At 71.3% G+C, this 24,244-nt stretch carries 23 protein-coding genes and 1 tRNA gene; 17 read left to right on the top strand and 7 right to left on the bottom strand.

Annotated elements, in window-relative coordinates; all coding sequences use genetic code 11:
- From H0E84_RS03945 to H0E84_RS03970, 6 genes are all read left to right on the top strand, one after another.
- On the top strand, window positions 1-501 hold a 501-nt coding region (locus H0E84_RS03945), incomplete at its 5' end, for a DUF3426 domain-containing protein (RefSeq protein ID WP_307774131.1).
- Between the two features lie 150 nt (window positions 502-651).
- Window positions 652-924, top strand: a complete 273-nt coding sequence (gene fis, locus H0E84_RS03950; protein ID WP_180677332.1) for a DNA-binding transcriptional regulator Fis — start codon at window positions 652-654, stop codon at window positions 922-924.
- 80 nt (window positions 925-1,004) lie between these two features.
- On the top strand, window positions 1,005-2,591 hold the full coding sequence (gene purH / locus H0E84_RS03955) for a bifunctional phosphoribosylaminoimidazolecarboxamide formyltransferase/IMP cyclohydrolase (protein ID WP_180677333.1): 1,587 nt from the start codon (window positions 1,005-1,007) through the stop codon (window positions 2,589-2,591).
- An 8-nt stretch (window positions 2,592-2,599) separates the two neighbouring features.
- Window positions 2,600-3,700, top strand: coding sequence for a calcium/sodium antiporter (locus H0E84_RS03960; RefSeq protein WP_180677334.1), 1,101 nt, complete (start codon window positions 2,600-2,602; stop codon window positions 3,698-3,700).
- Window positions 3,697-5,007: a phosphoribosylamine--glycine ligase gene (gene purD, locus H0E84_RS03965; RefSeq protein WP_180677335.1), complete on the top strand. Its 1,311-nt coding sequence runs from the start codon at window positions 3,697-3,699 to the stop codon at window positions 5,005-5,007. The genes H0E84_RS03960 and purD overlap by 4 nt, the downstream gene beginning before the upstream one ends.
- A 143-nt stretch (window positions 5,008-5,150) precedes the next feature.
- On the top strand, window positions 5,151-7,148 hold the full coding sequence (locus tag H0E84_RS03970) for an MFS transporter (RefSeq protein WP_180677336.1): 1,998 nt from the start codon (window positions 5,151-5,153) through the stop codon (window positions 7,146-7,148).
- Between the two features lie 21 nt (window positions 7,149-7,169).
- Here H0E84_RS03970 and H0E84_RS03975 read toward each other — a convergent pair whose 3' ends face one another.
- From H0E84_RS03975 to H0E84_RS03990, 4 genes are all read right to left on the bottom strand, one after another.
- Window positions 7,170-8,069 (bottom strand): hypothetical protein, encoded by a 900-nt coding sequence (locus H0E84_RS03975; protein ID WP_180677337.1) that lies wholly within the window; start codon window positions 8,067-8,069, stop codon window positions 7,170-7,172.
- Window positions 8,070-8,296: 227 nt separating this feature from the next.
- Entirely contained in the window at window positions 8,297-9,178 is an 882-nt protein-coding gene (nudC, locus tag H0E84_RS03980) for an NAD(+) diphosphatase (protein ID WP_180677338.1), read from the bottom strand.
- 26 nt (window positions 9,179-9,204) lie between these two features.
- Window positions 9,205-9,576, bottom strand: coding sequence for an iron-sulfur cluster insertion protein ErpA (erpA, locus tag H0E84_RS03985; protein ID WP_180677339.1), 372 nt, complete (start codon window positions 9,574-9,576; stop codon window positions 9,205-9,207).
- A 31-nt stretch (window positions 9,577-9,607) separates the two neighbouring features.
- Window positions 9,608-10,360: a DUF6776 family protein gene (locus H0E84_RS03990; RefSeq protein ID WP_257644056.1), complete on the bottom strand. Its 753-nt coding sequence runs from the start codon at window positions 10,358-10,360 to the stop codon at window positions 9,608-9,610.
- Window positions 10,361-10,498: 138 nt separating this feature from the next.
- Between H0E84_RS03990 and H0E84_RS03995 the strand changes: the two genes are divergently transcribed.
- From H0E84_RS03995 to H0E84_RS20340, 3 genes are all read left to right on the top strand, one after another.
- Window positions 10,499-11,080 (top strand): DUF4126 domain-containing protein, encoded by a 582-nt coding sequence (locus H0E84_RS03995; protein ID WP_180677340.1) that lies wholly within the window; start codon window positions 10,499-10,501, stop codon window positions 11,078-11,080.
- Window positions 11,081-11,299: 219 nt separating this feature from the next.
- Window positions 11,300-13,135 carry an EAL domain-containing protein gene (locus tag H0E84_RS04000; RefSeq protein ID WP_180677341.1) on the top strand — a complete coding sequence of 612 codons (1,836 nt, stop codon included), beginning with the start codon at window positions 11,300-11,302 and terminating at the stop codon, window positions 13,133-13,135.
- Between the two features lie 4 nt (window positions 13,136-13,139).
- Complete coding sequence (locus H0E84_RS20340; protein WP_257644057.1) at window positions 13,140-16,286, top strand: ATP-binding protein; 3,147 nt, start codon at window positions 13,140-13,142, stop codon at window positions 16,284-16,286.
- Between the two features lie 235 nt (window positions 16,287-16,521).
- On the opposite strand, the gene bfr is transcribed toward H0E84_RS20340, so the two are convergent.
- From bfr to H0E84_RS04025, 3 genes are all read right to left on the bottom strand, one after another.
- Window positions 16,522-17,001, bottom strand: a complete 480-nt coding sequence (gene bfr, locus H0E84_RS04015) for a bacterioferritin (protein ID WP_180677342.1) — start codon at window positions 16,999-17,001, stop codon at window positions 16,522-16,524.
- A 147-nt stretch (window positions 17,002-17,148) separates the two neighbouring features.
- Window positions 17,149-17,367, bottom strand: coding sequence for a (2Fe-2S)-binding protein (locus H0E84_RS04020; RefSeq protein ID WP_180677343.1), 219 nt, complete (start codon window positions 17,365-17,367; stop codon window positions 17,149-17,151).
- 86 nt (window positions 17,368-17,453) lie between these two features.
- Entirely contained in the window at window positions 17,454-18,062 is a 609-nt protein-coding gene (locus tag H0E84_RS04025) for an RNA pyrophosphohydrolase (protein WP_180677344.1), read from the bottom strand.
- Window positions 18,063-18,199: 137 nt separating this feature from the next.
- Between H0E84_RS04025 and H0E84_RS04030 the strand changes: the two genes are divergently transcribed.
- The 8 genes from H0E84_RS04030 (at window position 18,200) to H0E84_RS04065 (ending at window position 24,227) form a co-directional block, all read left to right on the top strand.
- Window positions 18,200-18,276 (top strand) — tRNA-Met (locus H0E84_RS04030).
- A 141-nt stretch (window positions 18,277-18,417) separates the two neighbouring features.
- A complete protein-coding gene (gene queD, locus H0E84_RS04035; RefSeq protein ID WP_180677345.1) occupies window positions 18,418-18,774 on the top strand; it encodes a 6-carboxytetrahydropterin synthase QueD in 357 nt (118 codons plus the stop codon).
- Window positions 18,775-19,092: 318 nt separating this feature from the next.
- On the top strand, window positions 19,093-19,482 hold the full coding sequence (locus H0E84_RS04040) for a phasin family protein (protein WP_180677346.1): 390 nt from the start codon (window positions 19,093-19,095) through the stop codon (window positions 19,480-19,482).
- Window positions 19,483-19,878: 396 nt separating this feature from the next.
- A complete protein-coding gene (napE, locus tag H0E84_RS04045) occupies window positions 19,879-20,070 on the top strand; it encodes a periplasmic nitrate reductase, NapE protein (protein ID WP_180677347.1) in 192 nt (63 codons plus the stop codon).
- 204 nt (window positions 20,071-20,274) lie between these two features.
- Window positions 20,275-20,586, top strand: coding sequence for a chaperone NapD (locus tag H0E84_RS04050; protein ID WP_180677348.1), 312 nt, complete (start codon window positions 20,275-20,277; stop codon window positions 20,584-20,586).
- On the top strand, window positions 20,570-23,062 hold the full coding sequence (gene napA / locus H0E84_RS04055) for a periplasmic nitrate reductase subunit alpha (RefSeq protein WP_180677349.1): 2,493 nt from the start codon (window positions 20,570-20,572) through the stop codon (window positions 23,060-23,062). Before H0E84_RS04050 ends, napA begins: the two co-directional genes overlap by 17 nt.
- 41 nt (window positions 23,063-23,103) lie before the next feature.
- Window positions 23,104-23,616, top strand: coding sequence for a nitrate reductase cytochrome c-type subunit (locus H0E84_RS04060; protein WP_180677350.1), 513 nt, complete (start codon window positions 23,104-23,106; stop codon window positions 23,614-23,616).
- On the top strand, window positions 23,613-24,227 hold the full coding sequence (locus H0E84_RS04065; RefSeq protein ID WP_345776263.1) for a cytochrome c3 family protein: 615 nt from the start codon (window positions 23,613-23,615) through the stop codon (window positions 24,225-24,227). The genes H0E84_RS04060 and H0E84_RS04065 overlap by 4 nt, the downstream gene beginning before the upstream one ends.
- Window positions 24,228-24,244 lie beyond the last annotated feature (17 nt).

The following is a 24,244-nucleotide window of genomic DNA, read 5'->3' on the forward strand; positions in this document are numbered from 1 at the left end:
TTCATGCAGCGTCGCCGCCGCGCCGGCAACGCGGTGCGCCGGCAGGGACCGGCGCTGGGCGCCGTCGCTGCGCTGGCGCTGCTGCTGGCGCTGCAGCTGCTGCTCGCCGACCGTCAGCGCCTCGCCGCCGAGCCGCAGTGGCGGCCGCTGCTGTCCAGGGTCTGCGGCGCGCTCGGCTGCACGCTGCCGCCCTGGCGCGAACCGACGGCGATCGCGCTGCTGCATCGCGACGTCAGGCCGCATCCGGCGCTTCCCGGCGTGCTGCGCGTCAGCGCCACGATCCGCAATGATGCGCGCTGGACCCAGGACTGGCCGCAACTGCGCCTGCGGCTCACCGACGTCGACGGCCGATCGCTGGGCGAGCGGCATTTCCTGGCACACGAATACCTCGCCGCCGCACCGGCCCCCGGGGGGATGCCCCGCGGACAGAGCGCCACGATCCGCATGGACGTGCTGGAGCCGTCGCCGCATACCGTCGCCTTCGATTTCGAGTTCCACTGAGCGCCGAGGCGATGATCTTGCACTGCGGCTTGGCGCATCGGCGCCCGACGGGCTAGACTCCCTCCCCCCGTCGACATCCCCGGTCGCCACCAGCAAGGTACGGCGCACCGACGCTGTGGCGGCCGCAGCAACGCCGCACCGGACACGATCTTGAACGCCGCCGAACGACCCGATCCCAGCAACCGTTCCGGACAGCGCACGCCGCTGCGCGACCACGTGGCCAACTCCGTGCGCCGCTACATCGGCGACCTCAACGGCAGCGGCACCGACAATCTCTACGAGATCGCGCTGCGCGAGCTGGAGATCCCGCTGTTCGTCGAAGTGCTCAACCACTGCGAGGGCAACCAGAGCCGCGCCGCTTCGATGCTCGGCATCCACCGCGCCACCCTTCGCAAGAAGCTGCGCGACTACGGGCTGAGCTGAACGCCGCACCCGGCCCTGCGGCCGGACCGGGCGATGCGGCGCGGACGCTATAATTCCGCCCCCGCAGACGAACCCCGCCCATGACTTCCGACCGACTGCCCGTGCGCCGGGCGCTGTTGTCCGTGTCCGACAAGACCGGACTGATCGACCTGGCCCGCGCGCTGGCGACGCACGACGTCGAGCTGCTGTCCACCGGCGGCACCGCCCGGGCGCTGCGCGAGGCGGGGCTGGCGGTGCGCGACGTCGCCGAGGTCACCGGCTTTCCGGAGATCATGGACGGCCGGGTCAAGACCCTGCATCCGAAGATCCACGGCGCCCTGCTCGGGCGCCGCGGCACCGACGACGCGGTGATGGCCGAGCACGGCATCGCCCCGATCGACCTGCTGGTGCTGAACCTGTATCCGTTCGAGTGCGTGGCGTACCGGCCCGACGCGAAGTTCGCCGACATCGTCGAGAACATCGACATCGGCGGCCCTGCGATGCTGCGCGCGGCGGCCAAGAATTTCGCCCATGTCGCGGTGGCGACCGATCCGGCCCAGTACGACGGACTCCTCGCCGAGCTGCAGCAGAACGGCGGCGCGCTGGCGGCGCGCACCCGCTACGCACTGGCGGTCGCCGCATTCAACCGCGTCGCGCAGTACGATGCGCGCATCAGCGACGTGCTCTCGGCGATCGCCGATCCGTCCGATGCCGGCGCCGCGGGCCGCGCCGCGTTCCCGGCGCAGAGCAACGGCAACTTCGTCAAGGCGATGGACCTGCGCTACGGCGAGAACCCGCACCAGCAGGCGGCGTTCTACCGCGACCTGTGGCCGGCGCCGGGCACCCTGGCCACCTTCTCGCAGCTGCAGGGCAAGGAGCTGTCCTACAACAACATCGCCGATGCCGATGCGGCCTGGGAATGCGTGCGCCAGTTCGACGCCCCGGCCTGCGTGATCGTCAAGCACGCCAATCCCTGCGGCGTGGCCGTGGCCGGCGACTGCGCAGAGGCCTACGAGCGCGCCTACGCCACCGATCCGACGTCGGCCTTCGGCGGCATCCTCGCCTTCAACGCCGCCCTGGATGCGGCCACCATGCGCACCATCCTGGAGCGCCAGTTCGTCGAGGTGCTGATCGCGCCGGGCTACGACGAACGGGCGCTGGCGCTGGCGCGGAAGAAGGCCAACGTGCGCGTGCTGCGCATCGCCCACGGCGAGGGTCGCAACAGCATCGACGTCAAACGCGTCGGCTCCGGCCTGCTGATGCAGACCGCCGACACCCGTGAGGTCGGCCGCGACGAGCTCCAGGTGGTCAGCCGGCGCGCGCCGGACGAACGCGAGCTCGACGACCTGCTGTTCGCATGGCGGGTGGCCAAGTACGTCAAGTCCAATGCCATCGTCTACGCCAGCGGCGGCCGCACCATCGGCGTGGGCGCGGGACAGATGAGTCGCGTGGTCAGCGCGCGGATCGCCGCGCTCAAGGCGGAAGAGGCCGGCTTGGAGGTCCCCGGATCGGCGCTGGCCAGCGACGCCTTCTTCCCGTTCCGCGACGGCATCGACGCTGCCGCCGCGGCCGGCATCCGCGCGGTGATCCAGCCCGGCGGCTCGATGCGCGATGCCGAAGTCATCGCCGCGGCCGACGAGCACGGCATCGCCATGGTGTTCACCGGCGTGCGCCACTTCCGCCACTAGGCGCCGCGATGAACCTGTTGCTGTTCGTCGGCGGCCTGGCGGCGCTGCTGGGCGGTGCGGAGATGCTGGTGCGCGGCGCCTCGCGGCTGGCCGCGGCGACCGGGCTGTCGCCGCTGGTGATCGGCCTGACCGTGGTGGCCTTCGGCACCAGCGCGCCGGAACTGGCCGTCGGCATCGGCGCGGCGCGCAGCGGCGCGACGGACTTGGCGGTTGGCAACATCGTCGGCAGCAACATCACCAACGTGCTGCTGATCCTCGGGCTGAGCGCGGCGATCGCACCGCTCACCGTATCGCGGCAGCTGATCCGGCTCGACGTGCCGGTGATGATCCTGTGCTCGGTCGCGGTGATGCTGCTGACCCTGGACGGCCGCCTGTCGCGGATCGAGGGCGCGGCGCTGTTCGCCGCCTGCCTGGGTTACCTCGGCCTGCTGCTGTGGCTGGCGCTGCGCGGCGACGACGATGCCGCCGGCCAGGACGTTGCGACCGCGAAGGTTTCCCGCGGCCTGGCAGGCCGCGCGATCGACCTGGCGCTGATCGCCGCGGGACTCGCGCTGCTGGTGGCAGGCGCGGGCTGGCTGGTCGAGGCCGCCACCAGCGTCGCCGAGGCGCTGGGCGTGAGCGAGCTGGTCATCGGCCTGACCGTCGTCGCCGTGGGCACCTCGTTGCCCGAGATCGCCACCGCGCTGCTGGCGGTGCTGCGCGGCGAGCGCGAGATGGCGGTGGGCAACGTGGTGGGCAGCAACGTCCTCAACCTGCTGCTGGTGCTGGCGCTGACCGCGGTGGTGTCGGCGCAGGGGCTGCCGGTGGGCGATGCGGTGGTCCGCTTCGACCTGCCGGTGATGACGGCGGTGGCGCTGGCCTGCCTGCCGATCTTCTACACCGGGCACTGCATCCGCCGCTGGGAGGGGGCGGTGTTCCTGGCCTACTACGGCGCCTATCTCGCCTACCTGCTGCTGGACGCCGCCGGCCACGACGCGCTGCCGGCCTACAGCGCGGTGATGATGCGCTTCGTGGTGCCGCTGACCGCGCTCACCCTCGGTATGCTGGTGCTGCGCTCGCTGCACTACCGCCGCGCGCGGGCGCGCAACCTGCAAGGAGATGAACGATGAAGTTACTGGTGATCGGCTCGGGCGGCCGTGAGCACGCCCTGGCCTGGAAGTTGGCGCAGTCCGGCGACGTGGACGAGGTACTGGTGGCGCCGGGCAACGCCGGGACCGCTGCCGAGGCGAAGTGCCGCAACGTCGACATCGGCCCCGGCGACCTGGACGGCCTGCTGTCGCTGGCCCGGCGCGAGGGCGTGGCCTTCACGGTGGTCGGCCCGGAAGGCCCGCTGGTGGCCGGGATCGTCGACCGCTTCCGCGAGGCCGGCCAGCGCATCTTCGGCCCGAGCGCCGCCGCGGCGCGGCTGGAGGGCAGCAAGGCCTACGCCAAGGACTTCCTCGCCCGCCACGGCATTCCCACCGGCAGCTACGAGGTTTTCACCGACGCGGAGCCGGCGCTCGAGTACGTGCAGGCGCATGCCGAGAAGAGCGGCGGCGCGCCGATCGTGATCAAGGCCGACGGCCTGGCCGCGGGCAAGGGCGTGATCGTCGCCGCCACGCTGGCCGAGGCCGAGGCGGCGATCACCGACATGCTCTCCGGCTACGCCTTCGGCGAGGCCGGGGCGCGGGTGGTGGTGGAGGAGTTCCTGGAGGGCGAGGAAGCCAGCTTCATCGCCATGGTCGACGGCGAGCACGCCCTGGCGATGGCCACCAGCCAGGACCACAAGCGCGTCGGCGACGGCGACACCGGCCCCAACACCGGCGGGATGGGCGCCTATTCGCCGGCGCCGGTGGTGACGCCGCAGGTGCAGGAGCGGATCCTGCGCGAGGTGATCGAACCGACCGTGCGCGGGATGCGCGAGGACGGCGCGCCGTTCACCGGCTTCCTCTATGCCGGGCTGATGATCGCCGCAGACGGCACGCCGAAGGTAATCGAGTTCAACGTGCGCTTCGGCGATCCGGAAACGCAGCCGGTGATGCTGCGCCTGCGCTCCGACCTGGCGGGGTTGATCGACGCCGGCATCGACGGCCGCCTGGATCGCGTGCGGGCCGACTGGGACCCGCGCGCCTCGCTGGGCGTGGTGATGGCTGCCGAGCGCTACCCGGGCCGACCGCGTACCGGCGATACCATCAATTCCTGGGACGTGCCCGAGCCCGAGGACACCAAGGTGTTCCACGCCGGCACCCGCATCGAGGGCGAGCACGTGGTCACCGCCGGGGGCCGGGTGCTGTGCGTGTGTGCCCTCGGCGAGAGCGTGGCCGAAGCGCAGCGGCGCGCCTACGCCGCCGTAGCCGGCATCTCCTGGCCCGGCGAGTTCCACCGCCACGACATCGGCTGGCGCGCGATCGAACGCGAGAAGGCCGGGCAGGGATGACCCCGCTGCCCGGCCGTCTCGCGCGCCGGGCCTGACGCGGCCTAACGCGCCCGCCTCGCTGGCGGAGGACATCCAGCAGCACCTCGGCCGGGCGGGTCGCCGTGTCCAGCCGCTACACTTCCGCCAAACCGCGCGGAGGCCGCATGGCCCAGGACAAGCCGAACGAATCGCCGGCCACCGGGACGCCACCGGACAGCGCGGCCGCAATCCCCGCCGGCGCGCAGCCGGTGCAGGGCCCGGGGCCCGTCACCCACAGCCAGTTCGGGCTGCTGCGGCAGCGCCGGTTCCTGCCCTACTTCACCGTGCAGGCGCTGGGCGCCTTCAACGACAACGTGTACCGGCAGGCCATCATCGGCCTGCTGTTCTTCCTCGGCATCAGCAGCGAGGAGCGCACGCTCTACACCAACCTCGCGCCGGCGCTGTTCATCCTGCCGTATTTCCTGTTCTCGGCGATCGCCGGGCAGATCGCCGAGCGCATGGAGAAGCAGCGCCTGATCGTGATCACCACGGCGATGGAGATCGCGATCATGTCGCTGGCGGCGATCGGCTTCCTGACCCAGAACATGACCGTGCTGCTGGTGGCGCTGTTCTGCACCGGGGTGCAGTCGACCCTGTTCGGGCCGGTCAAGTACTCGATCCTGCCGGCGGTGCTCAAGCCCGAGGAGCTGACCGGCGGCAACGGCCTGGTCGAGATGGGCACCTCGATCTCGATCCTGGTGGGGATGATCTACGGCGGCCTGGTCTTCCAGGTGGCCGGCACCTGGGGGCCCGAAGCCGCCGCGGCCTCGGTGGTGGCGCTGGCGGTGGCCGGCAACCTGGTGGCGCGGACGATCCCGCGGGTCGATGCCGGTGCCCCGGAGCTGAAGGTCCGCTGGAACCCGATTCCCGAGTCCTGGGCGATCTGGAAGCTCACCCGCCGCCAGCTGGCGGTGCGCAACGCGATCCTCGGCGTGTCCTGGTTCTGGTTCGTCGGCACCGTGCTGACCGCGCAGCTGCCGACCTACGCCGAGATCAACCTCGGCGCGCCGGAGCGCAGCACCAGCCTGTACATCTTCGCGCTAGCGCTGTTCTCGGTGGGCGTGGGGATCGGCTCGCTGCTGTGCGAGAAGCTGTCGATGCGCACCGTCGAGATCGGCCTGGTGCCGCTGGGCGCGTTCGGCATGAGCGCCTGCATGCTCGACCTGTACTTGGCGCGCAGCGGCGCCGCGCCGGCGACGGGCCTGGCCATCGCCGAATTCCTGGCGGCCCACGGCGGCTGGCGCATCGCCGCCGACCTCACCGGCATCGGCTTCTTCGCCGGGCTCTTCATCGTGCCGCTGTTCGCGCTGATCCAGAGCCGCACCCCGCGCGGCGAGCTGTCGCGGGTGATCGCCGGGCTGAACATCCAGAACGCGGCCTTCATCGTCGCCGCGGCGGTGCTCGGGGTGGCGGTGCAGCGCCTGCTCGGCTGGAGCATCCCGCAGGTGTTCCTGGCGCTGGCGATCGCCAACGCGGTGGTGGCGATCTACATCTTCACCATCGTGCCCGAGTTCCTGATGCGACTGCTCAGCTGGATGCTGGTGCGGGCGCTGTATCGCCTGCGCGTGCACGGCGTGGAGGAGTACGTGCCCGACGAGGGCCCGGGCCTGATCGTCTGCAACCACGTCAGCTACATGGATGCGCTGATCCTGGCCGCGAGCGTTCCCCGCCCGGTGCGCTTCGTGATGTACCACCGCATCTTCGAGATCCCGGTGCTGCGCTGGATCTTCCGCACCGCCAAGGCGATCCCGATCGCGCCGGAAAAGGAGGATCCGGCGCTGATGCAGCGCGCCTTCGACGAGATCGACCGGACCCTGGCCGACGGCGGGCTGGTGGCGATCTTCCCGGAGGGGCGGCTGACCGCCGACGGCGACATCGCGCCGTTCCGGGCCGGGGTCGAGCGCATCCTGGCGCGTCGCCCGGTGCAGGTGGTGCCGATGGCGCTGCGCGGCATGTGGGCGAGCATGTGGAGCCGCAAGGACTCGCGGATGCGGCGGGCGCGGTTGCCGCGGCGCTTCCGCGCGCATGTGGAGGTCGTCGCCGCGGCGCCGGTCGACGGCACCAGCGCCAGCGCGGCGAACCTGGAAGCGAGGGTGCGGGAACTGCGCGGCGATCGGGCCTGACCGGACCGGATCGCGGCAGGATCAGCCGACCCAGCCGGCGATCACGAACAGCGCGATCAGCGCCAGCCACAGCAGCAGAACGCGCCAGACCAGGCTCATCGCATCGCGCAGTTCCGGCAAGGGGCCGACCGCGAGTGGCGGCGGCACGCCGCTGCCGGCGTAGTCTTCGGCCTCGTCGGCCAGCTCGCCGCGCACGCTGGCCAGCGCCAGCGCGTCGAGGAACCGCGAACCCAGCGCGAAGGCGGCGCTGCCGGCTTCGCGCCAGGCGCCGACCACCACGTCGAAGTTGCCGACCAGCGCCAGCGAGGCCGCCAGCAGCTGGTCGACCGGCCAATCCAGCACCGCGAGCAGGCGCCGCGCCCCGCCGGCGGTGGCCGCGGGCAGTGCCGCCGCAGCCTCGTCCTGCGCCGCCAGCGCCGCCAGACGGTAGAGCAGCGCTCCTGTCGGACCGAGCACCAGGAACCAGAACAGCACCCCGAACCAGCGCGTCCGCGCGTTGCGGAATACCGCGGCCACCAGCGGCCCGCCAGCCAGCGACGGCGCCTGGCCCCAGGGCCAGAGCCGCGCCGCCGCGGCGTGGCGCACCGCGGCATCGGGGGCTTCCAGCACCGCCTGCACGTCGAGATCGAGATCGCGAGGCCCCCAGCTGTAGAACAGCACCGCCACCCCGAGCAGCAACGAGGGGAAACCCAGCATGCGCTCGTACAGGGCGATCTGGAACAGCGCGAGCAGCAGTAGCGGCGGCAGCAGCGCCAGGACGATCCCGAACGGCCCGCGCCAGAAGCCCTCCTGCGGAAAGCGCTCGTCCAGCCAGCGCAGCCAGCCGGCGTACCAGTCGAACTGCCGCAGGGACGCCGCCAGGGTCGGCGCGATATGCCCGAGCACCAGCGCAACGACGACCGCGAGCAGCGTGGCGAACATGCCGCGAGTGTAGCGGCGGGCGACGCGGCGGTGCGCATCCGGGCTCGCGCAGGATCCGGGCCGGACGCACACTTCCGGGGTCCGCCCGGCCGATGCTCCCGCGGGGCCACGGCGACATGCCGCCGCCGGTAAAGAAACCGCGACTCCCGCATCCGGTCGGCTGAGCGCGCCCGGCCGCCCGGCCCGGCTACCGTCTCCCAGCGCGCCCGCGACCGCTCAGGCAGCGCTCAACCCCGCTCCCACCACTGCTCCACCAGCCAGCGCGAGATCGAGATCCGCGGCGACAGCAGCAGGCCCGCGTCGCGTGTCTCGCCGCGCAGCGCGGCGCCGATCTCGTCGCGCCCGAACCAGCGGGCGGCCTCCAGTTCGTCGCTCACCACCGGTTCGTCGGGTTCGGCATCGGCCTCGAAGCCCAGCATCAGCGAGCCCGGGAACGGCCACGGCTGCGAGGCCAGGTAGCGGCTGGCCCGCACCCGCACCCGCGACTCCTCGAACACCTCGCGGGCCACGGTCTGCTCCAGGGTCTCGCCGGGCTCGACGAAGCCGGCCAGCACCGACCAGCGTCGCGGCGGCCAGCCCGCCTGCCGCCCCAGCAGCAGCCGCGCGCCGTCGGAGACGGCGACGATCACCGCCGGGTCGGTACGCGGGTAGTGCTCGAGGGCGCAGGGGCCGCAGTGGCCGAGCCAGCCGGCACGGACGAAGGTCAGCGCTCCGCCGCAGGCGCCGCAATGGCGCTGCCGCGCGCGCCAGTGCAGCACCGCCCGCGCCTGCGCGAAGGCGGTGGCTTCCATGACCGGCCACGTCGCGGCGGCCGTGCGCAGATCGATCCGCTCCGGCGCCCGTTCCGCGAAGGCGCCGGCGGACAGCGCGAACCAGCCCTGGCCTCCGTGCAGCCCGAGGAACACCGCAGCGACGGGATCGAGCTCGGCCAGCGACGCAGCCTCCGGCAGGTAGGGCGCCAGCTGCCCATCGGCCAGCGCCCGCCCGTCGTCGTCGAGCAGCAGTACGCGCGCGTTCGGCCATAGCGCGGCGATCGCGGCGGTATCGGTACGCAGGTGTTCGGCGCGGTCGAGCGCGCCATCGACGAAGGCGTAGGGCATGCGCGCCATGATCGCATGCCGGCGCCGGCGGGCGGCTACACGGTGAAGCTGCTTCCGCAGCCGCAGGTGGTCTTCGCGTTGGGGTTGCGGATGGTGAATTGCGCGCCGTGCAGGCTCTCGACGTAGTCCACCGCCGAGCCCATCAGGTACTGCAGGCTCAGCGGGTCGACCAGCAGCACCACGCCGTCGGTATCGACGGCCAGGTCCTCGTCGGCCTGCTCCTCGTCGAACTCGAATCCGTACTGGAAGCCGGAACAGCCGCCGCCCTGGATATAGACGCGCAGCTTCAGGCTCGGATTGCCCTCCTCGGCGATCAGCTCGCGCACCTTCGCCGCCGCCGCAACGGTGAAATCGATCGGGCGCTGCAGTGCCTGGTAGCCGGTGGGCGTGGTCTGGCTCGTTTCCATGCACCCAGGATGGGGGCCTTGCGGCGTTGGTTCAAGCGTCGGGAGCGGAACGCCCTGTCGCCTCGGCCCAGGTGAACGACTGCTCGATCGCGGCGGCGCCGGCCGGTTCGAGGTGCGCGCTGACCCGCACCGGCACGAATCCCCGCGGCAGCAGGATGTCGCCCTGGAGCTGCTGGAAGTACTTGAACGAGTACTCGACCCCGGGGGCGTCGTGCTGCTGGCGCAGGTCCACCCAGTCCAGACGCTGCAGTTTCCCGTCGCGGGTACCCTCCACCGAGAGCTTCAGGCCGCCCCGGCTGACCGCGCCGCGGTTGAGGTTCTGGGTGAGGGTGGCGGTGAAGTGCCAGACGCCGTCGCCGCTGGGCTGCAGTCGCAGTTCGTGCACGGTCAGGCCGCGGCGCTGTGCGGTGGAGCCCACGAAGCGCTCGTAGAACGCCACGTCGGCGCGCAGCCCGGCGATTTCCTCCTCCCGCTCGGCCAGCGCCCCCTGCAGGTCGCGGTTGGCTTCGCGGCTGATCTGGTCCGAGCGGGAGAGCGTGGTGACGCGCTGCTCGAGCTCCTCGATCTGCGCCTGCTGGCTGCGGATCTGCGCCTGCGGATCGCCGGGGGCATCGTCGCGCAGCACCACCACCGCGCCCCACAGGCCGAATCCCAGCGACAGCGCCAGCACACCCAGCAGGATCTGGGTCCAGCGCACGTGGGGATCGTGATGGGTGGGTTCGCCGGCGGCCGGGGCGGGAGCGGCGGGCGCATCGGACCGGCCGGGTGGCGACGCGTCGTTCATCCGCAAGGTATAGCCAGCGCCCGAAGCGGCCGTCAACTCGCCGCGGCGGCACGGTTCGCCGGCGTTCACCGCCGCGGCGCGCGACGCGCTGCCTATACTTGCCTTGGGCGCCCGCCGGCGCCGCGGTGGAGCGCAACCATGTCCGAGGCCCATCTGTTCGCGATCGGCGTGCTGCTGGCGTGGCTGGCCGGGATCCGCGTCTACCTCACCGTGTTCGGGGTCGGCCTGGCCGGGGCGTTCGGATGGCTGGAACTGCCACAGGCGCTGCAGGCGACCGCGTCCCCATGGGTGCTCGGGGTGTCGGGGATCCTGGCGGTGACGGAGTTCTTCGCCGACAAGATCCCGGGGGTCGACTCGGCCTGGGACCTGCTGCAGACGCTGGCGCGGGTGCCGGCCGGGGCGTTCCTGGCGGCCGCGGCGCTGTCGCCGGACGGCGAACTCGGCACCGGGATGCTGGCCACCGGCGCCGGCGTGGCGCTGACCAGTCACCTGCTCAAGTCCGGCACCCGGGCGCTGCTCAACACCTCGCCGGAACCGCTCAGCAACTGGACCGCATCGGCTGGCGAGGACGCGGTGGTGGTCGGGGCGCTGGCGCTGGCCTTCATCCACCCGTGGCTGGCGCTGGGCCTGGTGGCGTCGGTGGCGCTGCTGGTCGTCGCGGGCTTCTGGTGGCTGTGGCGCCGCCTGTTCAGGCGCGCGCCTCGCCCCCGCCCCGGCTGAATGCGCCTGCGTCCGATTGCGGCGCGGCGCACGGAAGGACGCCATCGCCTTGGCGCATAATCGGCGGTTCCGCAGCGATCAGGTGCCCGTCGCGTGCCAGCCTCGAATTCCCGCGAAGGCGCCGCCCCGGCCGGGCCCGGCGCCGCCAGTGCAACCACGGCGACCGCCGGTCGCCGACGGCAGTTGCCTGCGCCCCCCGATGGCGGCACAGTCGCAGGGATGGGGAAGGCTGACGATCCGCGGCGCGCCGAGTTTCCACCGGCGCAGTACTGGCGACGCTGGGGAGCGGATGCGCCGCCTCCGGTGCTGCCCGCCGACGACGATGTCGACGCGCTGGACGAGGCGCGGGCGCTCGCCGCGACGGCGCGGGCGCCCGCGGCCGCCGCCGGCGAGCCGCCGTACCGCGTGCTGATCGTCGAGGACGACCGCAGCCAGGCGCTGTTCGCGCAGAGCGTGCTGCACGGCGCGGGCATGGAGGCGCACGCGGTCTCGGATGCCGCACAGGTGATGGCGGCGCTGGAAGCGTTCTCCCCCGATCTGGTGCTGATGGACCTGCACATGCCGGGCATGGACGGCGCGGAACTGACCGACATGATCCGCGGCCATGCCACCTACGCGCATCTGCCGATCGTGTTCCTGACCGGCGATCCCGACCCGGAACGCCAGTTCGAGGTGCTGGAGATCGGCGCCGACGACTTCCTCAGCAAGCCGGTGCGCCCGCGCCACCTGGTGGCGGCGGTCGAGAACCGCATCAAGCGCGCGCGCCAGCTGCGCCTGCAGCGCCAGATCGAACCGCTGCCGCCGACCGGCGGGCTGCAGACCCGCAACGCCATGCTGCAGCGGCTTGCCGCCGCGGTGCCCGGCGACGACGACGCGGGCGCCGACGGCGCGCTGTTCATGCTCGAGATCGACGGCGTCGGCGCGCTGCGCGACCGCATCGGCTACGCGGCGCTGGAAGCCGTGCTCACCGAGGCCGGACGGCGGGTGGCCGAGCTGGCGGACGGGTACCAGGCGGCGCGGCTCAACGACAACACCTTCCTGATCCACGCCGCGCAGGCGCCCGGCGACATGGTCGAATGGGCGCGCGGCCTGCGCGACGGGCTCGGGCGCCATACCTTCGACGTCGGCGGCGAGCCGCTGCGGCTGCGGGTGCGGGTCGGCTGCACCGCGCTCGGGCACGGTTTCCCCGATGCCGGCAGCGCGATGTCGGCCGCCGAGCAGGCGCTGCGCGCCTCGCGCGCCGACCCGATCGGCATCGCCGCCTACCAGCCGCCGGCCAGCGAGGAGGTCGCGGCGGGCAGCGGGATGGCCGAGATGATCGCCGACGCCCTGGCCAACGACCGCCTGGAACTGGCCTACCAGCCGATCGTCGCCGTCGCCGGCGGCGAGGAGGCGCAGTACCAGACGCTGCTGCGGCTGCGCGACGCCGAGGGCGAGCTGCACACCGCCGGGCAGATCCTGCCGGTCGCCGAGTCGGCGGGGCTGCTGCACGAGATCGACCGCCGGGTGCTGGAGCTGGCGCTGGCGCTGCTGGAGCGGCAGCAGTCGCGTGGGGTGCCGGTGCGTCTGTTCGTTTCGCAGTCGCCCCGCAGCCTGGCCCGCGACGGCCATGCCGCGTGGCTGCTGTCGGCCCTGGAAACGCAGCGCATCGACGGTTCCTGCCTGGTGGTGGACGTGCGCCAGAACGACGCGCTGGTGCACGCGGTATCGCTGCAGGAGTTCTGTTCGGAGATGGTGCCGGCCGGGGTGCAGCTGTGCCTGAGCCAGTACCGGCCCGGCGAGGACATCAACCCGCTGATCGCCCAGCTGCCGCTGAGCTTCGTGCGCCTGGCCGCGGATTTTTCCAGCCGGCTCGGCGAGAACGCGGTGCGCGACGAGATGCGCGACGCCATCGAGCGCGCGCACCGCCTCGGCATGCAGGTCATCGGCCAGCAGGTCGAGGACCCGCAGGCCGCCGCCACGCTGTGGATGAGCGGGATCGACTACATCCAGGGCAACCTGGTGCAGCAGGTCGCCGGCGACCTGGACTTCGACTTCCACCATTCGGTGCTCTAGCGCGATGGCCCCGCTGACGAGGACCCGTCCCTCCGCGCTGATGCTGCGCTGGCTGGCGCTGGGGGCCGCCTGCGGCGCCGCGGTGATGTTGCTGCTGGATTTCATCGGCATGGCCGGCCCCTGGCAGGGCATCGCCCTGGTGCTGGTGCTGCTGACGGCCTTCGCGATCAGCGCCACCATCTACATCATGCAGGCGCGCGACCGCGATTTCGACGAGGCCGAGGAGCTCGCGCGGCGCAACGAAGCCGAGCGCGTCGAACTGCAGGAACAGCTCGATCGCCATACCCAGCTCGAGCAGCAGTTGCGCCAGGCCAAGCAGGCCGCCGAGTCCGCGGTGATGGCCAAGGGCGAGTTCCTCGCCACCATGAGCCACGAGATCCGCACCCCGCTCAACGGCATCGTGCCGATGCTCGACCTGCTGATGCACGCGCGGCTGCCCGCCGACCATGGCGAACTGGTGCGCACCGCGTACGCGTCCTCGCAGCAGATGCTGCGCATCGTCGACGACATCCTCGACTATTCCAAGCTCGAGGCCGACAAGCTCGAGCTCGAGATCACCAGCTTCAATCTGCGCGAGCTGCTCGAAGGCGTGCTGCAGCTGATGGAGCGCCCGGCGCAGAGCAAGGGCCTGCGCCTGAGCCTGCACATCGACCCGTCGGTGCGGCTGCCGGTGCGCGGCGACCCGGTGCGCATGCGCCAGATCCTCGGCAACCTGGTGAGCAACGCGGTCAAGTTCACCGAGCGCGGCTCGGTGACGGTGAACGTCAAGCGCACCGGCGAGACCGCGGCCCAACACCAGTTGCGCTTCGAGGTCCGCGACACCGGCATCGGCATCTCCCAGGCGGCGCAGGGGCGGCTGTTCCAGGCCTTCAACCAGGCCGACGCCTCCACCACCCGCCTCTACGGCGGCACCGGCCTGGGGCTGGCGATCTCCAAGCGCATCGTCGAGTTGATGAACGGCCGCATCGGCGTGCAGTCGGAAAGTGGGCAGGGTGCGACGTTCTGGTTCGAGGTGCCGCTGCTCAAGGTGCATGGCGACATGCCGGCGCAGGAGAAGCTCGGCGACGGCGGCCGCCTGCTGCTCCTCAGCGCCGACCCGAGGCTGCGCCTGCGGCTGTCGATGCTGCTGCCCAATTGGGGGTTGCGGGTGAGCGCCGTCGAGACCACCCAGGAGGCGCTCAACCGCCTGCGCGCCGCGGCCAGCCAGGGCGCACCGTGGGCGTACTCGATCGTGCTCGCGGACCTGGCCGGCATGCGCCACACCACGCTGGCGCTGCACCGCAACCTCGGCCGCCAGAGCGTGTACGGCGAACTCAGGCTGGTGTGCCTGTACGGAGACGACGAAGTGCCCGAAGAGCTGCGCAGCAGCACCACCGTGCTCAGCCGCCAGGCGCCGGACGCCGACCTGCGCGTGGCGCTGATCGGGGAGGCGGATGCGGATACCGGCGCCGATGCCGGCGCGACGGACGAGCCTGCACGGCAGCAGCAGCAGCCGGCGACCGCGGCCGCGACGCCGGTCGATGTCGGCCCCGTCGACACCAGCCCGGGCAAGAGCTTCGCGCGCAGCCCGCGAGTGCTGCTGGTCGAGGACAATCCGGTCAACCTGATGGTCGGGCAGCGGCTGCTGTCGATGCTGGGGATCACGTGCGACACCGCCGGCAACGGCGAGGCCGCGCTGATGCGCATGTCGGCCTCGCGCTACGACATCGTGCTGATGGACTGCCAGATGCCGGTGATGGACGGCTACTCCGCGACGCGCCAGTGGCGGGAGAGCGAGGCCGCCGCGGGCGGCGGGCGGCGCCTGCCGATCATCGCCATGACCGCCAACGCGATGGCCGGCGATCGGCAAAAGTGCCTGGACGCCGGCATGGACGACTATCTGCCCAAGCCGGTGACGCGCAGCGAGCTCGAGCGCTGCCTGCACCACTGGTGGAACCCGGAACTGGTGGGGACGATGTCGGGCGCCGGGGCCGAGGAGTTCGCCCCGGCAGCCGAGCCGGCCGACGGCCAGCCGCAGACGGCGGAGAACGGCATCGAGGAGATCGTGCTGCAGGCAGCCCCTGCCTCGGACGGCCAGGAAGCATCGGAGGACTGGGACGCACTCGAATCGGTGACCGCACTGGCGGAAGCGGAGCGGGCGATGGCGACCATCCCCTCGGGCGCCCTGCCGCGGCCCCGCCCCGCTGCGGCGGCGGCGACCACAGCCCCGCTTCGGGCCAGCCCGCCGCCGTCCGGCCCGGCAGCATCGAACACGTCCCCCTCCGCATCGCCGGAGGTCCACGCAGCGCAGCAGCAGCCCGGCACGGGCGCCATGGCGCCGCTGGACGGCGACACCGCCACCGACACGTCCGCGACGCCGGGGCAATCGCGCGCAACGGCCGCGCCCCCGTCGCAGGCGCGTTCCGCCGCCATTTCACAGCCGACGGCTTCCCCCGCAAGGCCGGCCGCGACGTCGCGGCCGGTCGACCCTGCCGCGACGGCGACGACCGCACCCGCGTCACGTCCGACGGCTCCCTCGGCCTCACGCCCGACGACCGTTTCGTCCCCGCAAAGCCCTGCCGCTGCAAACGCCACGCCGGCCGCGGCGGTATCGCCGCCTCCGGCCGCACCGCTGCCTCCCGCGACGCCTACTGCCGCAGCGCCGCCGCCCCCGGCCGGCCCGCGGCGTCCAGCCGCTCCGGCCGCGGCGGAATCGCCACGTCCGGCCGCACCGCGGCCTCCGGCGACGCCCGCTGCCGCAGCGCCACCGTCCCCGACCGGCCCACGGCCTCCCGCTGCACCCGCCGCACCGCCGCGTTCGGCCGCCCCGCCGGTCATCGACCAGGAGGTCCTGGACGAACTGCGCGCGATGCTCGGCGACGAGGTCGATCGCCTGGTCGACGTGTTCCTGGAGGACACACCGCGCCTGCTGGCGCGGCTGGAGATCGCCGCCGCCGCGCCGGACTACGATGCCCTGCGCGACGCCGCCCACTCGCTGAAGTCGTCCAGCGCCAACCTCGGCGCGATGCTGCTGTCGGCCGCCGCCAAACGGATCGAGCATGGCGCGCGGGAGCGCAACCTGGCGCGCCCGGCAGTGGCGGTGGCCCTGGTGACCAACGAGTTCGCACGCGCGCGGCGGATGCTCAGGTCAGGCACCCGCACTACCACCTGAGTGCCCGGCCGCTCGTGCAGACGGCGGACGACACCGCTCCTGTAGGAGCGCGCCATGCGCGCGAAAGCCGGCGCGGGTGGCCACGCCCGGGATCACCGCCACCCGACCGGAGCCTCCCGCGGCCATGGGTCGCTCCTACGGGGTTCGGCCGCTCCTGCGGGGTTCGGACACCCGATCGGGCTCGGCCACCCCTACGCGGCCGAGGGCCGCGTCCGCCGCATCCGCAGCACGCGGCTCAGTCGTCGTGACCGTCCATGCCGCTCTGCAGATAGTTCTGCTCGCCGACCCGGCTGAACAGCTCGAGCTGCGTCTCGATCCAGTCCACGTGCTCCTCTTCCGACTCGAGGATGTCGGCGAACAGCTTGCGGCTCACGTAGTCCTGCACCTGCTCGCAATGCGCGATCGCCTCGCGCAGCAGCGGAATGCCTTCCAGTTCGAGCGCGAGGTCGCATTCGAGGACCTCCCGCGGGCCCTCGCCGATCTTCAGCTTGCCCAGCGCCTGGAAGTTGGGCAGCCCCTCGAGGAACAGGATGCGCTCGGACAGCAGGTCCGCATGCTTCATCTCGTCGATCGATTCCTCGTACTCGTGCTTGGCCAGCGCCAGCAGCCCCCAGTTCTTCAGCATCTTGGCGTGCAGGAAGTACTGGTTGATCGCGGTCAGCTCGTTGTAGAGCGCCTTGTTGAGGTATTCGATGACCTTGGCGTCGCCTTTCATGGCCGTCTCCGTAAACTGGATCGACCCATACTCTAGCGCCGGCGCAAAGCCCGTGACGGAACGCGAATCGTGCGCATTTTCCCGCCGCGGGCGGCGACTGGATCCGGCCGACGGATCCGGCGGGTCCGCAGAACGTCGCCGCCGGGATCAGGCCGCGCGCGCCACCGCGAGCACGGGCAGATCCAGGCCTGGCGACGCCGGCGCAGGCTGCGCGCGCTGGAGCACTTCGGTGGCGGTCTCCACGCAACTGCCGCAGCAGGCGCCCACGCCGGTGCGCATGGTCAGCTCGGGCAGGCTGGAGCAGCCCGCGGCTGCGGCCTTGCGGATATCGCTCTCGGTGATGCCGTTGCAGAGGCAGACGTACACGGTGGACCGGCGTGTCGGGCGTGGGAAGCCATTGCGCCAGAAACGCGAATGATTGTCAATTAACAGGCGCGCTGGTGCGGGCCGGGTCAGCTGTGGCCGCGATCGCCGAGTTTTCCGCTGACCCCATCGGGTCCGCCACGGCCGCGGCCGCGGGGCCGCTGCCGCCGCGGGCCGTGGCGTTGCGGATCGATCTTGACGAAGGGGACCGCCTGCGGGCCCGCCACCTGCCGCGCGAACGGCGCCAGGTGGCGCAGCGCGTTGGCATAGACGCCGCGCTTGAAGGTCACCACGTGGTCCAGCGGGTACCAGAAGTCGACCCAGCGCCAGTGGTCGAACTCCGGCTTTTCGGTCAGGTCCAGGCGCAGGTCGCCGTCGTCGCCGGTGAACTGGAGCAGGAACCACACCTGTTTCTGGCCGATGCAGACCAGCCGGTCGCTGCGCCGGATCGCGCGCTGCGGCAGCCGGTAGCGCAGCCATCCCGGGGTCACGCCGAGCACGGCGACGTGCCCGGGCTGCAGGCCGGTTTCCTCGTTGAGCTCGCGGTACATGGCCTCGAGCGGGGTCTCGTCGGTGTTCATCCCGCCCTGGGGGAACTGCCACCCGTCATGGCGCACCCGCCGGGCCCAGAACACCCGCCCGTCGGGATGCATCAATACGATGCCGACATTCGGCCGATAGCCGTCCGGATCGATCACGATGCGGACTCCGGAAATTTCACTGCGTTCGACTCTGCCACGGCGGGGGGGAACCGACAAGCGCGCCCGGTCGACGTTGACGCCGGAGCCGCCTGCATGGACAATTCGCGGTTCGCCGCGCCGCCAGCGCGGCCCGTGGCTATGTAGCTCAGCCGGTTAGAGCACAGCACTCATAATGCTGGGGTCGGTGGTTCGAGTCCACCCATAGCCACCATCGCTTCGCCGTCCGCCGCACGGCGCATCCCCTGCCCACCCGATCCGGTCGACTCCGCCGCAGCCAGCGCCCGCTTCGCCCGCTGCGGCAACGTCGCTGTGCGGCCACGACGGCCACCGGGTTTTCCGCCATCATCCCGCCATGGACATCTTCAAGGTCTTCACCATCGAGGCGGCCCACCGGCTGCCGAACGTGCCTGCCGGCCACAAGTGCGCGCGGCTGCACGGTCATTCGTTCCGGATCGAGATCCACGTCTCCGGCGAGCCCGGGCCCGAAACCGGCTGGGTGATGGACTTCGCCGAACTCAAGGCGGCGTTCCGGCCACTGTACGAGCAGCTGGACCACCACTACCTCAACGAGATCGAGGGATTGGAGAATCCGACCAGCGAGCGCCTGGCGACGTGGATCTGGCAACGGCTGCGCCCCGCCCTGCCGGAGTTGAGCGAAGTGGTGGTGCACGAGACCTGCACCTCCGGTTGTCGTTACCGGGGGGCGTGAGGCGGGCCGGCGCAGGTCGGCCGGCGCCGGACATCGGAGTCCGTGCTCGGCAGGAACGCGATCCGCGCAGACCGCGCCATCGGGAATTACCGCCACACCTGCCGGAATCACCCGCTGCCTTCGCGGCCACGGGCCGCTCCTACCGGGGATTGGGTGCTGCAGAAGTCCAGCGATCGACGCCAAGTCGCTGATTTCAAAGAAACCTGAATCAGCAACAGCCACTTGTCGGCAGAATGTTGCAATGCAGCAAATGAAGGATTATGCTGCATCGCACAACTCCGGCAATCCCTGCCGGTCCCCCCAAAGCAGGAATCCGCCATGTATCAGTTCAACGAGCAGTTCAGCACCGCCACCCGCCAGTTCGCCGACACCGCCGCCCAGGTCAACCAGCTGGCCCTGGAGAACGCCGAGAAGGTGTTCGGCCTGCAGATGAGCATCCTCGAGCAGAACGCCAATGCCGCCTTCGCCTTCCTGGGCGAGGTTGCCGAGGTCCGCGACCTCGACGGCTACAAGGCCGTGCTGCCGAAGGGCGTGCAGGTCGCGCGCGAGAACATCGAGCGCAGCATCAACGCCGGACAGGAAGCCTTCGCGCGCACCGTCAAGACCAACGAGGCGATCGCGCAGATCTCCAAGGGTCAGTTCGAGGCCGCCACCGAGCAGGCCCGCGAAGCCGCCACCAAGGCGACCAAGGCCGGCCGCAAGGCCTGAGCCACCCGGTTCGCACCGGAACTTCAGCGCAGCGCCGCCTCCTTCCTCTCCGGGAGGCGGATTGCCTGAAACCGAAACCCGGCCGCGCAAGCGGCCGGGTTTTTTTGTGTGGCCGGAATGCGCGGCAGCGGCCGCTCTGCCGGCCCACGGAATCGCGGCCGGCCTCGCGTGAACCAGCGACCATCCCTGCCCGGACGCGCCGTACGGGTGCCGCATGCCCGGTCGACGCATGTTCTCCGCGCCGCTGAGCGTCTTCTCCCCGGCGTCCCCGCGCCGCTCCACGTGCGCAGCGACGCGGATCACGGCCCCATGGCGCGCCGGCTTCACGCATCGCCACGATGCGGCGATGCAAGGTGTCCACTGAGCAACCGCGCGCTATGCTCGAATGAGATGCAGATGCCGGCACCGACCCCGCTGAGCGAGACGGAGATCCAGGCGCAGGCCGCGCCGGGGGTCAGGCGGCGCGAACTGCAGGTGTTTCTGTTCCTCACCGTGGTGCTGTTCCCGCTGCTGTCGGTGCTGCTGGTCTCCGGGTTCGGCTTCGCGGTGTGGATCTGGCAGATGATCTTCGGGCCTCCGGGCAGCTGAGCGGATGAGGCCCGGCACCGCTCCCCCGTCGACCTTCCCCGCCCCGGGCCGTCGCGCCCCGCCGGGCGGCGACGCGTCCACCGACTGCGCGCCGCGGCCGACCGGGCTGCTGCACAAGGGCGAGTCCCGCGCGCCCCGCACCGGCTGCGCGGGCAGGCGCGCTCCCGCGCTGCGGTCGCGGTCCGCCGACAGCGGGGCCCGCACATGAGCGCACGGCGCGACGAACTGCATATCGCCAGCCTGGTGGTGCAGCACCGCGCCGAGGCGCGCGCCGGGCTGCACGCCGCCGCGGCCGGCATCGGCGGCCTGGAGATCGCCATTCCCGGCGACCACCGCAGCGTGCTGCTGCAGGAAAGCCCCGACACCGCCGGCCTGATGGACTGCATCGACCGGCTGCGCGCCCTGCCCGGGGTGCTCAACGTCAGCCTGGTCTACCACCATGCCGAAGCGCGGGCGCTGCTCGACCAGCCCGCCTCCACCGACAACCCCGGAGCGCCGCATGGCCACGCGTCGTGAGTTCATCCGCACCTCAGCCGTCGCCGCCGCGGCCGCTGCCGCAGGCCTGCCCGTGGCGGCCAACCTCGCCGACGTCACCCGCGAAGGCGACGTCGCCGGCCTGAAGTGGAGCAAGGCGCCGTGCCGCTATTGCGGAACCGGCTGCGGCATCAACGTGGCGGTGCGCGGCGGCCGTGTCGTGGCCACCCACGGCGACGTGCACGCCGAGGTGAACCGCGGGCTCAACTGCGTCAAGGGCTACTTCCTGTCGAAGATCCTGTACGGCGCCGACCGCCTGGAGACCCCGCTGCTGCGCAAGCGCGGCGGCGCGTACCACAAGGACGGCGAGCTGACCCCGGTCGGCTGGGACGAGGCCTTCGACGTGATGGCAGCGCAGTTCAAGCGCGTGCTGAAGGAGAAGGGACCCACCGCGGTGGGCATGTTCGGCTCCGGGCAGTGGACGGTGTGGGAGGGCTATGCCGCCAACAAGCTGCTCAAGGCCGGGTTCCGCAGCAACAACATCGATCCCAACGCGCGCCACTGCATGGCCTCGGCGGTCACCGGCTTCATGCGTACCTTCGGCATGGACGAGCCGATGGGTTGCTACGACGACATCGAGGCTGCGGACGCGTTCGTGCTGTGGGGCTCGAACATGGCCGAGATGCACCCGATCCTGTGGACCCGGGTGACGGACCGGCGGCTTTCCAACCCGCACGTGCGGGTGGCGGTGATGTCCACCTTCGAGCACCGCAGCTTCGAGCTGGCCGATATTCCGATCGTCTTCAAGCCGCACTCGGACCTGGTGATCCTCAACTACATCGCCAACCACATCATCCGCAGCGGCCGGGTCAACCGCGACTTCGTCGACCGCCACACCCGCTTCCGCCAGGGCAATACCGACATCGGCTACGGGCTGCGCGCCGACCACCCGCTGGAGGTGAAAGCGAAGAACGCCGGCGACGCCAACGGCGGCACCGACATCGACCTGGACGCGTTCGCGCGCTTCGTCGCGCCCTACACCCTGGAGCGGGCGGTGGAGATGACCGGGGTCGAGCGCGACTGGCTGGTACGCCTGGCCGAGCTCTACGCCGACCCCGACACCAAGGTGATGTCGTTCTGGACCATGGGCTTCAACCAGCACACTCGCGGCACGTGGGCCAACAACATGGTCTACAACCTGCACCTGCTGACCGGCAAGATCTCCACTCCCGGCAACAGTCCCTTCTCGCTCACCGGCCAGCCCTCGGCCTGCGGCACCGCGCGCGAGGTCGGCACCTTCAGCCATCGCCTGCCCGCGGACATGCTGGTGGCCAATCCCGAGCACCGCCACCACGCCGAGGAGATCTGGGGCGTTCCGCACGGCATCATCCAGGAGAAGCCCGGCTACCACGCGGTCGAGCAGAACCGCATGCTCAACGACGGCAAGCTCAATGCCTACTGGGTGATGGCCAACAACAACATGCAGGCGGCGGCCAACCTGCTCGGCGAGGGCTTCCCCGGCTACCGCAACCCGGAGAACTTCATCGTCGTCTCCGATCCGTATCCCACCGTCACCGCCCAGGCGGCGGACCTGGTGCTGCCCACGGCGATGTGGGTCGAAAAGGAAGGGGCCTACGGCAACGCCGAGCGCCGCACCCAGTTCTGGCACCAGCTGGTCAGCGCGCCGGGCCAGGCGCGCTCGGACCTGTGGCAGCTGATGGAGTTCTCGAAGCGCTTCACCACCGACGAGTGCTGGCCGGAAGAGATCCTGGCGGCCAGCCCGGAGTTCCGCGGCCGCAGCCTGTTCGAAGTGTTGTTTCGCAATGGCAAGGTCGACCGTTTCCCGGTCGAGGACATCGAGTCCGGCTACGCCAACGACGAGGCCGCCGCCTTCGGCTTCTACCCACAGAAGGGGTTGTTCGAGGAATACGCCGAATTCGGCCGCGGCCACGCCCACGACCTGGCGCCGTTCGACACCTACCACCGCGAGCGCGGGCTGCGCTGGCCGGTGGTGGACGGCAAGGAAACGCGCTGGCGCTACCGCGAGGGCGCGGACCCCTACGTCACCCCGGGCACTGGCTTCGAGTTCTACGGCAACAAGGACGGGCGTGCGGTGATCTGGGCGCTGCCCTACGAGCCGCCGGCCGAGTCGCCCGACGACGAGTACGACCTGTGGCTGGTCACCGGGCGGGTGCTGGAGCACTGGCATTCCGGATCGATGACCATGCGGATCCCCGAGCTGTACCGCAGCTTCCCCTCGGCGGTGATCTTCATGCACCCCGACGATGCCCAGGCGCGGGGGCTCAAGCGCGGCGACGAGGCGCGGATCGTGTCGCGCCGCGGCGAGATGCGCAGCCGCATCGAGACCCGCGGCCGCAACCGGATGCCGCGCGGGGTGATCTTCGTACCCTGGTTCGACGCCGCCCAGCTGATCAACAAGGTCACGCTCGACGCCACGGACCCGATCTCCAAGCAGACCGACTTCAAGAAGTGCGCCGCGAAGGTGGTGCGCGCCTGAGGCGCGGCCCGGCCGCCGACACGAACACCCAGGAGCCCCGCATGCGTCCCGCCGCCCTGCTGCTTCCGATCCTCCTGCTGTCGGCCTGCGACTGGACGCCGTCGAAGTCGGAGCCCGAGGTCGCCCCGCCCTCCCCGCCGATCAGCGCGCGCGGCAATCCGGCCCGCGACATCGACGGCATGCGCCGCCACGTGCCGATCGACGTCGAGGTCAGCCCGCTGCCGATGGCGCGGGTGGAGAACTTCGACATGCGCCGCGGCCGCGCCTACCCGATGCAGCCGCCGACGATCCCGCACAGCATCGACGGCTACCAGGTCGACCTCAACTCCAACCGCTGCATGCTCTGCCACGCGCGCTCCAACGCCGCGCAGTTCCAGGCGCCCGAGGTCAGCGTCACCCACTACATGGACCGCGACGACCAGTTCCTGGCCACGATCTCCACCCGGCGCTACTTCTGCCTGCAGTGCCACGTGGTGCAGACCGACGCGCAGCCGCTGGTGGGCAACGAGTTCGTCGACATCGATACCCTGCTGCAGCAGGAACGCCGGCAGTGAGCCGGCTGCGCGGCCTCGGGCGGCGACTGCAGCCGTACTGGCGCACGCTGCGTTCGCCGAGCCTGCATTTCAGCCTCGGGTTCCTCACCCTGGGCGGCTTCATCGCCGGGATCATCTTCTGGGGCGGCTTCAACACCGCGCTGGAGGCGACCAACACCGAGACCTTCTGCGTCAGCTGCCACGAGATGCACGACAACGTCTACGAGGAACTCAAGTCCACCATCCACTACAGCAACCGCTCCGGGGTGCGCGCCACCTGCCCCGACTGCCACGTGCCGCACGACTGGACCGACAAGATCGCGCGCAAGATGCAGGCCTCCAAGGAGGTCTGGGGCAAGATCTTCGGCACCATCAACACCGAGCTGAAGTTCCGCGAGCACCGGCGCGAACTGGCCGAGCACGAGTGGGCGCGACTGAAGGCCAACGACTCGCTGGAATGCCGCAACTGCCACGACTACGACTCGATGGACCTGACCCGCCAGGCCAGCCGCGCGGCATGGATCCACCAGCAGTACCTGGGCACCGGCGAGCTGACCTGCATCGATTGCCACAAGGGCATCGCCCACCGCCTGCCGGACATGACCGGCGTGTCGCAGGGCGGCCTGGAATGACGGCGTCCGGCATTGCC

Source organism: Luteimonas salinisoli (assembly GCF_013425525.1).
Taxonomy (GTDB): domain Bacteria; phylum Pseudomonadota; class Gammaproteobacteria; order Xanthomonadales; family Xanthomonadaceae; genus Luteimonas; species Luteimonas salinisoli.